Source organism: Actinacidiphila cocklensis (assembly GCF_907177275.1).
GTDB classification, from domain to species: domain Bacteria; phylum Actinomycetota; class Actinomycetes; order Streptomycetales; family Streptomycetaceae; genus Actinacidiphila; species Actinacidiphila cocklensis.
In genome coordinates, this window is record NZ_CAJSLV010000064.1 from 85,980 (window position 1) to 98,599 (window position 12,620).

Genomic DNA, 12,620 nt, shown 5'->3' on the forward strand with positions numbered 1-12,620 from the left:
GCGGGGCCTGACAGCGCCCCGGGGGGACCGGCTCCGCCGCCTCGCGGGCGACATGACGGACATGTCGGCCGCGCCTTGCTAGGTTGCAGCCCATGAGCGCAACGTCGGCCGACGCTCCGCCACCGAAGGCTCCCCCGGCCGCGGCCCGACCCGCGGCGCCGCCCGGGTCCCGCCGCCGCGGGGTGGAGCTGTCGCTGACGGTGGCGGCGGTGCTGGTGTCGGTGTACGGCTACGCGGAGGTGGGCCTGGCCACCAGCGGGGCGGTGCCGCGCGACGCGGCCGGCTACGGCGCCGGGCTCGCGCTGCTCGCGGTGCTCGCGCACCTGGCGGTGCGGGCCAGGGCTCCCTACGCGGACCCGCTGCTGCTGCCCATCGCGGTGCTGCTCAACGGCTTCGGCCTGGTGCTGATCTACCGGCTCGACCTGGAGCCGGCACTCGGGCCGCGGGCCGCGCCGACCCAGCTGGTCTGGTCGACGCTGGGCATCACGCTGTTCGTGCTGGTGGTGCTGGCGCTGGACGACCACCGGATGCTGGCCCGCTACTCCTATCTCGGGGCGACCGGGGCGCTGGCGCTGATGGCGGCGCCGATCTTCTTCCCCGCGGTCAACGGGGCGAAGATCTGGATCAGGGCCGCCGGATTCTCCATCCAGCCGGGCGAGTTCGCGAAGGTGCTGCTCGCGGTCTTCTTCGCCGCCTACCTGTCGGCGAACCGGGCGGCGCTGGCGTACACCGGGCGGCAGGTCTTCGGGCTGCGCAGGCTCCAGCTGCCCACCGGGCGGGTGCTCGGCCCCGTACTGGCGATCTGGCTGCTGAGCGTCGGACTGCTGGTGCTGGAGCGGGACCTGGGCACCTCGCTGCTCTACTTCGGCCTGTTCGTGGTGCTGCTCTACGTGGCGACCGGCCGCACCGGCTGGGTCGCGGTGGGCCTGCTGCTGTCCGCGGCCGGCGCGGTCGCGGTGGGCTCGCTCGAACCGCACGTGCACAGCAGGGTCGAGGACTGGCTGCACCCCTTCGCGTCGGTCGACGCCGGGCTCGGCCCCGGCCAGCTCGCCCAGTCGCTGTTCGCCTTCGGCAACGGGGCGGTGCTCGGTACGGGCCTGGGGCAGGGGCACTCGGCGCTGATCGGCTTCGCGACCAAGTCGGACTTCATCCTGGCCACCGCGGGCGAGGAGCTGGGCCTTGCCGGGCTGTGCGCGCTGCTGGCCCTCTACGCGCTTCTGGTGGCCCGCGGGATGCGGGCGGGCCTCGCGCTGCGCGACCCCTTCGGGCGGCTGCTCGCGGTCGGGCTCGCGACGATCCTGGCTCTGCAGGTGTTCGTGATCACCGGCGGGGTGACCGACCTGATCCCGCTGACCGGTATGGCGATGCCCTTCCTGGCGCAGGGCGGCTCGTCGGTGGTCACCAACTGGATCATCGTGGCGCTGCTGATCCGGGTCAGCGACAGCGCCCGCCGCCCGCTGCCGGACCTGCCCGAGGGCGCCCCGTGATCCGCTGCATCCGCCGCTGCGCGGCGCTGAGCCTGGTGCTGCTGCTGGCGCTCGCGGCCAACGCGGTGCGGGTGATGGTCGTCGACGCGGGCTCGTACGCCCGCGACCCGGCCAACCGGCGGATCGCCATCGCCCGTTACGAGCACCCGCGCGGCGGCATCCTGGTCGGCGGCAGGAGCGTCACCGGGTCGCAGGACACCGGCGGCCAGCTGGCGTACGCCCGCACCTACCGCGACGGGCCGCTGTACGCGCCGGTGACCGGTTTCGCGTCGCAGACCTACGGCACCTCGCTGCTGGAGGGCACCGAGGACGGGCTGCTGTCCGGCACCAGCTCCCAACTGGCCTCGGTGCCCCTGTGGAACGAGATCACCCGCGACCGGCAGCGCCCCGGCGACGTCCACACCACGATCGACGCGGCGGCCCAGAAGGCGGCCTACGACGGGCTCGACGGGCGGCGGGGCGCGGTCGCCGCGGTGGACCCGGCGACCGGGCGCATCCTGGCGCTGGTGTCGTCGCCGTCCTACGACCCGGCGCTGCTCGCGGGGACGGGACCCGCGGTCACCGCCCAGTGGCAGCGGCTCAACGACGACCCGGCGCAGCCGATGCTGGACCGGGCGATCCGGCAGACGTATCCGCCGGGTTCCGCCTTCAAGGTGGTCACCGCGGCCGCGGCGCTGGAGACCGGCGCGGTCACCGACCTGCTGGCGCCGACCGACTCCCCCGACCCCTACCGGCTGCCCGGCACCACCTGGTCGCTGACCAACGAGGGCCGCGGCTGCGCCGACGCGAGCGTCTACGACGCCTTCCGGGTGTCGTGCAACACCGTCTTCGCCAAGCTGGGCGCGGACGTCGGCCTGACCGCGATGGCCCGGCAGGCGGAGGCCTTCGGCTTCAACGACAGCGGGCTGCGGGTGCCGACGGTGGTGGCGAAGAGCAACTTCGACACGAAGATGAGCCCCGACCAGGTGGCGCTCTCCTCGATCGGGCAGTTCGACACCACCGCGACCCCGCTGCAGATGGCGATGGTGGCGGCCGCGGTCGGCAACGGCGGCGAGCTGATGACGCCCTATCTGGTGGACCGGGTGACCAACCACGGCGGTGCGGTGGTCTCCCACACAGGTCCGGCACGGCTGCACCGGGCGCTCGGCGAGAGCACCGCCGAACAGTTGCAGCAGCTGATGGAGGCGGTCGTCGCCGACGGCACCGGCACCAACGCGGCGATCCCCGGTGCCGTGGTCGGCGGCAAGACCGGCACCGCACAGCACGGGGTGGGCAACAAGGGCACGCCGTACGCGTGGTTCATCAGCTACGCCAAACCGCCCGGCGCGAGCCGGGCGGCGGTGGCGGTGGCGGTCGTCGTGGAGGACGCGGAGGCGGCCAGGGCCGACATCTCGGGCGGCGGCATCGCGGCCCCGATCGCGCGGGCGGTGATGCGGTCGGTACTGGCCGCGCCGCCCCGGCCGTACAACTAGTGGCTGCTCAGCGGACCTTGGGGAAGCTGAAGGTGTAGCCCTGCTGGGCCAGCCAGGTCAGCGTCTGGTCGAGGGCCGTCACGGTCTGGCTGCGGTCGCCGCCGCCGTCGTGGAAGAGGACGGTCGGGCCGTTGCTGATCTCGCCCTTGACGGTGGCCATGATCGTGCCGACCCCGGGCCTGGTGTAGTCCTTGGTGTCGACGTTCCAGCCCAGCGGCCGCATCCCGTTCTTCGCGGCCAGCGCGCGGCTGGCCGGGGTGAAGGCGCCGCCGGGTGCCCGGTAGTACTGCACGGGGGCGCCGCCCGACGCGTCCTCGATCATGTCGAGGGCGTCCATGATCTCCTTCTGCTGGTACGCGAAGTCCCTGTGGTCCATCGACTCGTTGTGGGTGACCGTGTGGTCGCACAGCCGGTGGCCCTCGGCGACGACCCGGCGCACCAGGGCGGGATTCGCCTTGGCCTGCGGGCCGATCATGCAGAACGTCGCGTGCACGTGGTGCCGCTTGAGCACTTCGAGGACCCTCGGCGTCCACAGCGGGTCGGGGCCGTCGTCGATGGTGATGTTGACCGCCTTACCGGGCGCCTCGGCCTGGTGCACGATCGAGTCCGGCACCGCGGCGACCGTGGTCGGCGGGGTGGTGGCCGGGGTGTGCGACCCGGTCGAGCCGGGCGGCACGGAGGCGTGCTGGGTGCCGCCCTTCTGGTCGCCGGTGGGCGAGGCGGCATGCGCGTCGCTGCCCCCGCCGCCCGGCGCCACCAGCGCGGAGACCAGGGCCGCGAGCAGCACCACCGCCAGCGCGACCCCTATCACCGCCGCCTGGGGTGCGCCCTTGAGCCGCCCGAGGGATATCCGCCGTCCCGTCATGATGAGTAACCGCCCGCCCACTTCGTCGCCCGTCCAGATGTCGCAGATCCGTGTCCAGCGCGGCCTGCGCACGGATAGATGCGGGCGCCCACAGTACGGTTCCTTCGCCCCGCCCCCACCAGGGGGTCGTTACACGATCAGGACGTATCAGTGCGGAGCGGTCGCCAGGCCCGTACATCCCCGCAGTTGCGCGTACCGGTCGGTGATGCTGCTCCCCGCGGCGCCGGTCTGCGGCCGGGGCACTCCGTTGCCGTCGACCAGGGCCGGGGTGAAGACCGCCTTGGCGACCTTGCCGTGGGTCACGGTCAGGGTGGTGACGCCGGTCTGGTCGGAGTGCGGGTAGGGCGAGGAGCCGTACCAGAGGAAGTTGCCGAAGCCGTAGGCGACGTAGGTCGGCCCGAGCATGCCCGAGCCGAGCATCACGTGCGCGTGGGTGCCGACGACCGCGGTGGCGCCCGCCGCGGACAGGTCGGCGGCGATCGACTTCTGCTCGGGTCCCGGGCAGCTCTGCCCCTCGGTGCCCCAGTGCAGGTACACCACGATCACGTCGGCCTGCTTCTTCGCGTCCCGTACCGCCTGCAGCAGCCGCGTCCGGTCCAGCGCGGAGGCGATACCGGGACTGTCGGGTCCTGCCCTGAAGTTCTGGTTGGTGTAGTCCTGGACCTGGCTGGCGGCGACCACCGCGAGGCGCACGCCGTTGATCGTGGTGACGTACGGCCGGTAGGCGGCGGCCTCGTCGGCGCCGATGCCGACCACCGGGATGGGCGAGGAGGCCTGGGCGGCGAGGCTGTCGGTGAGGCCCTGCGCGCCGTAGTCGACGGCGTGGTTGTTGGCCATGGTCACCGCGTCGATGCCGGAGCGCTGGAGGGCGCCGAGCGCGGCGGGGGTGGTGCGGAAGTGGTACTTCTTCGGCTGCGGGGTGCCGCGGGTGGTGATCGCGGTCTCCAGGTTGACCATCGCGAAGTCGGCGGCGGACAGGGTCGCCGCCATCGGGCCGAGCGCGGGGTCGACGCCGAGCCGGTTCGCGGTGCGCTCGGTGAAGTGGACGTCGCCGGCGAAGGCGAGGGTGACGGTCCCCTTCGGCTCCGCCGGGGCCTTCGCCGACGGCTTCGCGGCCGCGCCGTGCGTCGCCGCCGGGGCCGGCCCGGTGGCCTGGCGGGCGGCGGCGTCGGCGGGGCTGCCGCCGCGGCCGTAGACCGCCCAGCCGGTGGCCACCGCGGCGAGCAGCACCACGGACACCCCGATGCCCGCGTTTCTGCGGCGCCGGCGACGCGCCTTGGCCCGGCGTTGCGCGCGCCGCGATATCGGTCCGGTGTCCGTCATCGGACAAGCGTACGATCCTACGCGGCTCCGCCGCCCCCCTGACTGATGGTTTCCGTCACCTCGGAAACCCGCGCCTCCTCCTCGGCGGCGAACCGCTCGGCGTCCAGCCGCTCGGCGATCTCCTCGTCCTGGGTCATCAGCAGGTCCAGGTTGGAGTCCCCGAGGTCGAAGACGCCCAGGTCGACGTACGCCTTCTGCAGCCGCGGCCCCCACAGCCCGATGTCCCTCACGCACGGCACGATCCGGGAGAACAGCAGCTTCCTGAACAGGTGCAGGAACTCCGACCTCTCGGTCAGCTCGGCCGCCTCCGCGGTGGGGATGCCGAAGTTCTCCAGCACCTCAAGGCCGCGCAGCCGGTCCCGCATCAGGTAGCAGCCCTCGATCACGAACTCCTCGCGCTCGCGCAGTTCCGCGTCGGTGAGCTGCTTGTAGTAGTCGCGCAGCGCCATCCGCCCGAAGGCCACGTGGCGGGCCTCGTCCTGCATGACGTAGGCGAGGATCTGCTTGGGCAGCGGCTTGTTCGTGGTGTCGCGGATCATGCCGAAGGCGGCCAGTGCCAGGCCCTCGATGAGCACCTGCATCCCGAGGTACGGCATGTCCCAGCGGGAGTCGCGCAGGGTGTCGCCGAGCAGCGCCTGGAGGTTGTCGTTGATCGGGTAGAGCATGCCGATCTTCTCGTGCAGGAAGCGGCCGTAGATCTCCGCGTGCCGCGCCTCGTCCATGGTCTGGGTCGCGGAGTAGAACTTCGCGTCCAGGTCGGGCACCGACTCCACGATCCTCGCCGCGCACACCATCGCGCCCTGCTCGCCGTGCAGGAACTGGCTGAACTGCCACGAAGTGTAGTGCTGCCGCAGCAGGCCGCGGTCCTTGTCCGACATCGCGTCCCAGTAGCGGGTGCCGTACAGCGACATGGCCTCGTCCGGGGTGCCCAGCGGGTCGTACGGGTCGACCTCCAGGTCCCAGTCGATCCGGCGGACCGCGTCCCACTGCTTGTCCTTGCCCTTCTGGTACAGCGCGAGCAGCCGGTCGCGGCCGTCGTCGTACTCCCAGCTGAAACGGGCCGAGCCCTGCGCGGGCACCTGCCAGATCCACTCGGTGGGCGGTCGCGTGTAACGGCCTTCCGTCGACATGGGCGGCTCCATTCGCCGTGCGGGGGGGCTTGACGGCCTTGTTGACACAGAGTCTCATAAGAGCCGTACCGTAGGTAACCCTCGTGCACCGGAGGCCCGTTCGGCATGGACGCCACACTGACCGACCGCGAGAAGACCGCGGAGCGCCTCCTCGCGGCGTCCGCGAAACACTCCTTCGACCCCGACACCGAGCTGGACTGGGACGCGCCCTTCGAGGAGGGCAGCTGGTACTGGCCGCCCGAGCTGGTCTCGCTCTACGACACCCCGCTGTGGAAGCAGCTCTCGGAGGAGCAGCGGATCACGCTGAGCCGGCACGAGGCCGCCTCGCTGTGCTCGATCGGCGTGTGGTTCGAGACGATCCTGATGCAGCTGCTGCTGCGGCACACCTACGACCTCGACCCGACCAGCGGCCACGTCCGCTACGCGCTCACCGAGATCGCCGACGAGTGCCGGCACTCCAAGATGTTCGCCCGCGCGGTGACGAAGATGGAGACGCCCGCGTACCGGCCGAGCCGGCTCGACCTGCAACTGGGCCGGGTCCTCAAGACGGTGTCCACCACCCCGGGCTCCTTCACCGGCACGCTGCTGGCCGAGGAGATCCTCGACTGGATGCAGCGGCTGACCTTCCCCGACGAGCGCATACAGCCGCTCGTGCGCGGCATCACCCGTATCCACGTGGTGGAGGAGGCCCGGCACATCCGGTACGCCCGCGAGGAGTTGCGGCGGCAGATGGCCACCGCGCCGCGCTGGGAGATCGAGTTCACGCGGCTGTCCTCCGCGCAGGCCGCCCGGGTCATCGCCCGCTCCCTGATCAGCCCCAGGGTCTACGCCTCGGTCGGCCTCGACCCCGAGTACGCCGCCCACACGGCGCTGAACAGCCCGCACCGGCAGGACGTGATGAAGCAGTCGGCGAAGCGGCTGATGGACTTCTTCGAGGAGATCGGCTTGATCAGGGGACCGAGCCGGAGGCTCTGGCGGGCGTCGGGGCTCGTCGGCTGACGCTTGCGGGCGGGCGGGCCGGACGCGGGCCGGTCGCCGATGCGGGTCGGCTGCGCCGGGCCTCCCGGGGGCGCGGGGCGACCCGCGGGGCCGGCTGGTGCGGCGCTAGCCTGCGCCTTGGCTTGGGCTTTCGCCCCCGCCCTCGCCGAGCAGGTGGCTCACCGCAGGGGCCAGGGGGGTCAGGCGGGCGAGCAGGCTGCCCGCCGGGCTGTCCCCGGTCTCCTGGGGCAGCGCGCGGGCGGCGGCCTCCGCCGCCTCCGGGTCGGTGGTCGCCGTCACCAGCAGCAGCCCGATGAAGTGGTCGACCAGCCAGTCCCGCAGCTCCTCGACGGGCGGGCGGCGGCCCTCGTCGATCCAGATCAGCGAGACCGCCTCGACCGAGGCGATCCACGACCGCACCATCATCGCCAGGCGCGGGCCCGGCTGCGTCACGCCCAGGTGGTGCAGCACCTGCTCCGCGGCGCGGCGGCGCACGCCGTCCACGATGGCGCCGGTGCGGCTCGTCTCGGCGACGCCGCCACCGCCGAGCAGGGCGCCGTACGCGGGCGCGTGCTCGTCGACGTAGGCCAGGTAGCGGTCCAATGCCGCCGCCAGGCGCCCGGTGGGCGGGCCCTCGGACGGTACGGCGAACCGCCCGGTCAACTCCTCGGCCGCGCCGAGCACCGCGGCCTCGTAGAGCTGCTGCTTGCCCCCGGGGAAGTAGCGGTAGACCAGGGGCCGCGAGACGCCTGCCGCCGCGGCCACGTCGTCGATCGACACGTCTTCCGGGCGGCGGTGCCCGAACAGGTCGACCGCCGCTCTCAGCAGCTGCGCCCGGCGCTCAGCCACACTCATCCGGCGGTACGCCGGCGCCACACCGCCCATCCCCTCAGAGTACGGCGCCCTCCCCCCGGCCGCGGGGGGTGTACGGCTCCCCTTCCGACGGCGCGGGGCCTCGTGGGGGTGCCCCTGCGGAGGGCGGTGCTCCTCAGGGGCGCGTGGGGGTACCCCCGCGCGAAGCTCTGGGGAAGAACGGAGCGACCAGCCCTCCACCCTCCGGTGGTCCGGAGCGGACCGAACAGCCCCTTCGGGTCGCGGCCGGCGGATGCGCGCCGTCAGGCGCAGGTGTGGCCGGGGGGCGTGGGAAAGTGGGCCGGTGAGGCATGAGGAGTGTGAGTTCGTCGGGGGGCCGCTGGACGGCCGGGTCATCGAGGTGATCGTGGGGATGACGGGGCAGCCGCCCCGTTCGTACACCGTGCCGGCCGGTGAGCACCGGTACGTGTACCACCGGGAACACGGGGAGCGCGGAAAGCACCGCACGCCGTGGGTGTTCACGTTCGACCCCGACGGCAAGCCGCCGGCAGGGCCGAAGTGGCCCTGGTCGAAGCGGGGCTGACGCACGGGCGGGGACTTTGGTCCGGACCATTGACACGATTGGTCTAAACCTGTTTGCTGCGCGGTGAGCGTCCCCCACCGAAGGAGCCCCCCCATGCCCACCCGGAGAAGATCGCTCGCCGCCGCGTCCGCCGCCCTCGCGGCGGCCGTCGCCGTCGGCGGCCTCGTCGCCCTCGCCCCCACCGCGAGCGCCGGCGAGTTCCTGGCCAACGGCGGCTTCGAGGCAGGGAACCTGAGCGGCTGGACGTGCGACGCGGGCGCCGGCGCCGTCAGCGGCCAGGCGCACAGCGGGACGTACGCGCTCCAGGGTGTGCCGTCCGCCTCCGCCACCGGCCAGTGCAAGCAGACCGTGAGCGTCGCGCCGAACACCGCGTACACGCTGACCGCCCAGGTCAAGGGCAGCTACGTCTACATCGGCGTGGACGGCGGCACCAGCACCTGGACGCCCGGAACCGGCAGCGGCTACGCCCAGTTGAGCGTGTCCTTCACCACCGGCGCGAGCCAGACCAGCGCGTCCGTCTTCGTCCACGGCTGGTACGGGCAGCCCGCGTACCTGGCCGACGACATCTCGCTCCAGGGTCCCGGCGGCGGCGCCACCACCCCGCCGACCACGCCCCCGACGACACCGCCGACCACCCCGCCGACGACGCCTCCCACCACTCCCCCGACGACACCGCCGTCCTCCGGCGGGCTGCCGGCCCACGCGCTGGTCGGCTACCTGCACGAGACCTTCGCCAACGGCTCGGGCTACATCCGCCTCGCGGACGTGCCCGACAGCTGGGACGTCATCGACCTGGCCTTCGGCGAGACCAGCTCGCCGACCTCGGGCAGCATCCACTTCACCCGCTGCTCGGCCGCCGAGTGCCCCTCGGTCGAGTCGGACGCCGACTTCAAGGCCGCGATCAAGGCCAAGCAGGCCAAGGGCAAGAAGGTGCTGCTGTCGATCGGCGGCGCCAACGGCGAGGTGCAGCTGACCACGACGGCCGCCCGCGACGCCTTCGTCTCGTCGGTGAGCGGCATCGTCGACGCCTGGGGCCTGGACGGCATCGACATCGACTTCGAGGGCCACTCGCTGTCGCTGAACACCGGCGACACCGACTTCAAGAACCCGACCACCCCGGTGGTCGTCAACCTGATCTCGGCGCTGAAGTCCCTCAAGGCCCGCTACGGCAGCGGCTTCGTGCTGACGATGGCGCCGGAGACCTTCTTCGTGCAGATGGGCTACCAGTTCTACGGCTCAGGGCCGTTCGGCGGCCAGGACCCGCGCTGCGGCGCGTACCTGCCGGTGATCTACGCCCTGCGCAACGACCTGACGCTGCTGCACGTCCAGGACTACAACTCCGGGCCGATCATGGGCCTGGACAACCAGTACCACACCATGGGCGGCGCGGACTTCCACATCGCGATGACCGACATGCTGCTCACCGGCTTCCCGGTGGCGGGCAACACCGCCAACATGTTCCCGGCGCTGGCCCCCTCGCAGGTGGGGATCGGGCTGCCCGCCTCGGTCAACGCGGGCAACGGCTACACCGCCCCCGCCGCGGTCGACCAGGCGCTCGACTGCCTGACCAAGAAGACCAGTTGCGGCGGCTACGCCACCCACGGCACCTGGCCGGCGCTGCGCGGCCTGATGACGTGGTCGGTGAACTGGGACAAATTCAGCAACTGGGAATTCAGCAACAATTTCCACAGCTACTTCGGCTGACCGCCGGGTAGCTCCCCGATACGCGTACGGCTCGGTCCCGAGGGCGGCGACCGGGCCGTACGCTTGTCCGCCGCCAGGCGCTAGTCCTCCGGCAGCACGAGGGGGAGGCCGAAGGCCGGGAAGAGGTCGGCGTTGAAGGTGGTGATCTCGGCGATGGCGCCGTCCCTGATCCGCAGGACGTCGAACTTGAAGGCCCGGTAGGCGGTGTCGCCCGGGCGGCGCAGGTAACTGGCCGCGGTGGGCATCCGGTTGGCCCGGGTCGGCACCAGCCGCCAGTCGCCGCCCAGTTCGGGGCCGAAGGCCTGGTCCAGGAGCGGGGCGATGGCGTCCCGGCCGTCGTAGCACATCGGGAACGGCGGCATCGTGATCCGCAGGTCCTGCGCCGAGATCGCGATGGCCGCGGCCGCGTCGCCGCTCTCGTGCGCGGCGATGAAGCGGTCCAGCAGGTCGCGCTCCTCGGCGCTGGTCTCCCCGGCGCTCCAGTCGCCGCGGCGGGCCGGGACGTGCGCCCGCATGGTCGCCCTGGCCCGCTGCAGCGCGCTGTTGGCGGCGGCCACGCTCGTTCCCAGCAGCTCGGCCGACTCCCCCGCGGGCCAGCCCAGCACGTCGCGCGCCACGAAGGCAGCCCGCTGGCGCGGCGGCAGCACCTGGAGGGCGGCCAGGAAGGCCAGTTCGATGGTCTCCCGCTCCACCACGACCGCGTCGGGCTCCTCGGCGACCGGGGCGACCTCGTCCAACTGCCCGTCGGGGAAGGGCTGGAGCCACGGCACCTCGGCGAAGGACGCAACGTGCGTCAGGCGGCGCGAGCTGCGGCGCAGCAGGTCGAGGCAGACGTTGGTGGCGATCTTGTAGAGCCAGGGCCGCAGCCCGCTGTCGTCGGCGAGGGAGTCGCGGGACTTCCATGCCCGCAGCAGCGCCTCCTGGACGGCGTCCTCCGCCTCGTCGTACGAGGCGAGCATCCGGTAGCAGTGGACGTGCAGTTCGCGCCGGTGGCGTTCGGCGCGCGCGGCGAACCCGCTGCCGTCGTACGCCGTCCTGCCGTCCTGCGGTGTCGCGAGGGTCATGGGGTCGCTCCTGTCTTCCGGCCTACGGCGTTGTCTAGCGCAGAACGAGTCCGGCGGACACGTTCACCATGCTGCCGGTCAGGCCGGCGGCGCCGTCCGAGGCCAGGAAGGCCGCGGTGGACGCGACGTCGGCCAGCCGCACGTTCCTGCGCAGCACCGACATCGCGGCGATGCCGTCCAGCGCGCTCTGCGGGTCGGGGGCACGGTCGCCCGCGACCGCGGCGAGCTTCTCCCGGGTCAGCGTCTCGGCGACGCCCGCGGTCCAGATGCCGCAGACCCGCACCCCCTGCGGGCCGTTCTCCGCGGCGAGATAGCGCATGAAGGCCTCGGTGGCCGCGTCGGCGGGTCCCGTACTGCCCATGCCGGGCATCGCACCGGCGCCGGAGCCGCTGTTGAGGTGCAGGATCACGCCGGAGCCCTTGGCGGCCATCCGGCGGGCCGCGCCGCCCGCGGTGTGCAGGGCGCTGAGCAGGCCGTTGTCGACGGCACGCAGCAGGTCGGCCGGGGCCATCGCGGTCAGCGGCACCCCCTGGACGTCGCCGCGGGTGACCAGGTTGAACGAGATGTCGACGGCGCCCGCGGCCGCGACGACGTGGTCGAGGTGGGCCTCCACGGCCGCCTGGTCGAGCGCGTCGACCACCGCCGCCTCGGCCCGGCCGCCCGCGGCGGTGACGGCGGCGACGACGGTGTCGAGGGTCGCCCGGGTGCGGCCCGCGAGGAAAACCCTGGCCCCCTGCCGGGCGAACTCCGCGGCCACCGCGCCGCCGATGCTGCCGCCGCCTCCGTAGATCACCGCGGTCCTGCCGTCGAGGATGGTGCCGCTCATGTCCGCCTCCAGTGGGGTGCTTCGGGGTGTCGTGGTGCTCGGTTGCCGGTGTAACGACGCCGGGCGCGGAAACTCATCGGTGGGCCGCTGCACCGGTGTGGCGGTGAACGCGCGGGGAAGAGCGGAGGGCGAGGGAAGACGGTCACTCGTCGGAGTGACCCACTTGGGCGGAATCGCCCATTCCAGCTGTCGAAGATACGACAACCTATGACACGATCCTGAGGGATCGTCACCGGGAGGACATGGGGATGCAGGTGGCTCGGACAACCAGGACCTGGCTGCGCGCCGCCGCGGTGTGCGGGGCGCTGCTCGCCTCCGCGGCGCTGTCGCTGCCGGCGGCGCAGCGGGCCGCGGCACGCCCGTACGACCCGCCGG

The 12,620-nt window shown here is 72.7% G+C and carries 11 protein-coding genes; 5 read left to right on the forward strand and 6 right to left on the reverse strand.

Annotation, left to right across the window (positions count from 1 at the left end; genetic code table 11):
* Positions 1-92: 92 nt before the first annotated feature.
* The gene (locus NFU81_RS23140) at positions 93-1,487 is read left to right on the forward strand and encodes an FtsW/RodA/SpoVE family cell cycle protein (RefSeq protein ID WP_251492963.1); all 1,395 of its coding nucleotides are present in this window, start codon (positions 93-95) and stop codon (positions 1,485-1,487) included.
* Positions 1,484-2,959 carry a penicillin-binding transpeptidase domain-containing protein gene (locus NFU81_RS23145; RefSeq protein ID WP_251492965.1) on the forward strand — a complete coding sequence of 492 codons (1,476 nt, stop codon included), beginning with the start codon at positions 1,484-1,486 and terminating at the stop codon, positions 2,957-2,959. Before NFU81_RS23140 ends, NFU81_RS23145 begins: the two co-directional genes overlap by 4 nt.
* Positions 2,960-2,966: 7 nt before the next feature.
* Here NFU81_RS23145 and NFU81_RS23150 read toward each other — a convergent pair whose 3' ends face one another.
* The 3 genes from NFU81_RS23150 to NFU81_RS23160 all read right to left on the reverse strand — a co-directional run bounded on the left by NFU81_RS23150 (position 2,967) and on the right by NFU81_RS23160 (position 6,277).
* On the reverse strand, positions 2,967-3,824 hold the full coding sequence (locus tag NFU81_RS23150; RefSeq protein WP_251492967.1) for a polysaccharide deacetylase family protein: 858 nt from the start codon (positions 3,822-3,824) through the stop codon (positions 2,967-2,969).
* A gap of 147 nt (positions 3,825-3,971) precedes the next feature.
* Positions 3,972-5,147, reverse strand: coding sequence for a CapA family protein (locus NFU81_RS23155; protein ID WP_251492969.1), 1,176 nt, complete (start codon positions 5,145-5,147; stop codon positions 3,972-3,974).
* 17 nt (positions 5,148-5,164) lie between these two features.
* Positions 5,165-6,277: a ferritin-like domain-containing protein gene (locus NFU81_RS23160; RefSeq protein WP_251492971.1), complete on the reverse strand. Its 1,113-nt coding sequence runs from the start codon at positions 6,275-6,277 to the stop codon at positions 5,165-5,167.
* A gap of 105 nt (positions 6,278-6,382) precedes the next feature.
* Here NFU81_RS23160 and NFU81_RS23165 point away from each other — a divergent pair, with 105 nt between their 5' ends.
* A complete protein-coding gene (locus NFU81_RS23165; protein WP_251492972.1) occupies positions 6,383-7,276 on the forward strand; it encodes an AurF N-oxygenase family protein in 894 nt (297 codons plus the stop codon).
* Between the two features lie 105 nt (positions 7,277-7,381).
* Here NFU81_RS23165 and NFU81_RS23170 read toward each other — a convergent pair whose 3' ends face one another.
* Positions 7,382-8,140, reverse strand: coding sequence for a TetR/AcrR family transcriptional regulator (locus NFU81_RS23170; protein ID WP_251492974.1), 759 nt, complete (start codon positions 8,138-8,140; stop codon positions 7,382-7,384).
* A gap of 271 nt (positions 8,141-8,411) precedes the next feature.
* On the opposite strand from NFU81_RS23170, the gene NFU81_RS23175 reads away from it, so the two are divergent.
* Complete coding sequence (locus NFU81_RS23175; RefSeq protein WP_251492976.1) at positions 8,412-8,651, forward strand: hypothetical protein; 240 nt, start codon at positions 8,412-8,414, stop codon at positions 8,649-8,651.
* Positions 8,652-8,744: 93 nt separating this feature from the next.
* Entirely contained in the window at positions 8,745-10,355 is a 1,611-nt protein-coding gene (locus NFU81_RS23180) for a chitinase (protein ID WP_251492978.1), read from the forward strand.
* An 80-nt stretch (positions 10,356-10,435) separates the two neighbouring features.
* On the opposite strand, the gene NFU81_RS23185 is transcribed toward NFU81_RS23180, so the two are convergent.
* Both NFU81_RS23185 and NFU81_RS23190 read right to left on the reverse strand, forming a co-directional pair.
* On the reverse strand, positions 10,436-11,419 hold the full coding sequence (locus tag NFU81_RS23185; RefSeq protein WP_251492980.1) for an RNA polymerase subunit sigma-70: 984 nt from the start codon (positions 11,417-11,419) through the stop codon (positions 10,436-10,438).
* 34 nt (positions 11,420-11,453) lie between these two features.
* Entirely contained in the window at positions 11,454-12,245 is a 792-nt protein-coding gene (locus NFU81_RS23190; protein ID WP_251492982.1) for an SDR family NAD(P)-dependent oxidoreductase, read from the reverse strand.
* Between the last annotated feature and the right edge of the window lie 375 nt (positions 12,246-12,620).

Excerpts from the sequence above, each read along its gene's own strand:
- NFU81_RS23140 (WP_251492963.1), top strand. The coding sequence starts at position 93 with ATGAGCGCAACGTCGGCCGACGCTCCGCCACCGAAGGCTCCCCCGGCC.
- NFU81_RS23150 (WP_251492967.1), bottom strand. The coding sequence starts at position 3,824 with ATGACGGGACGGCGGATATCCCTCGGGCGGCTCAAGGGCGCACCCCAG.
- NFU81_RS23155 (WP_251492969.1), bottom strand. The coding sequence starts at position 5,147 with ATGACGGACACCGGACCGATATCGCGGCGCGCGCAACGCCGGGCCAAG.
- NFU81_RS23160 (WP_251492971.1), bottom strand. The coding sequence starts at position 6,277 with ATGTCGACGGAAGGCCGTTACACGCGACCGCCCACCGAGTGGATCTGG.
- NFU81_RS23165 (WP_251492972.1), top strand. The coding sequence starts at position 6,383 with ATGGACGCCACACTGACCGACCGCGAGAAGACCGCGGAGCGCCTCCTC.
- NFU81_RS23170 (WP_251492974.1), bottom strand. The coding sequence starts at position 8,140 with ATGGGCGGTGTGGCGCCGGCGTACCGCCGGATGAGTGTGGCTGAGCGC.
- NFU81_RS23180 (WP_251492978.1), top strand. The coding sequence starts at position 8,745 with ATGCCCACCCGGAGAAGATCGCTCGCCGCCGCGTCCGCCGCCCTCGCG.
- NFU81_RS23185 (WP_251492980.1), bottom strand. The coding sequence starts at position 11,419 with ATGACCCTCGCGACACCGCAGGACGGCAGGACGGCGTACGACGGCAGC.
- NFU81_RS23190 (WP_251492982.1), bottom strand. The coding sequence starts at position 12,245 with ATGAGCGGCACCATCCTCGACGGCAGGACCGCGGTGATCTACGGAGGC.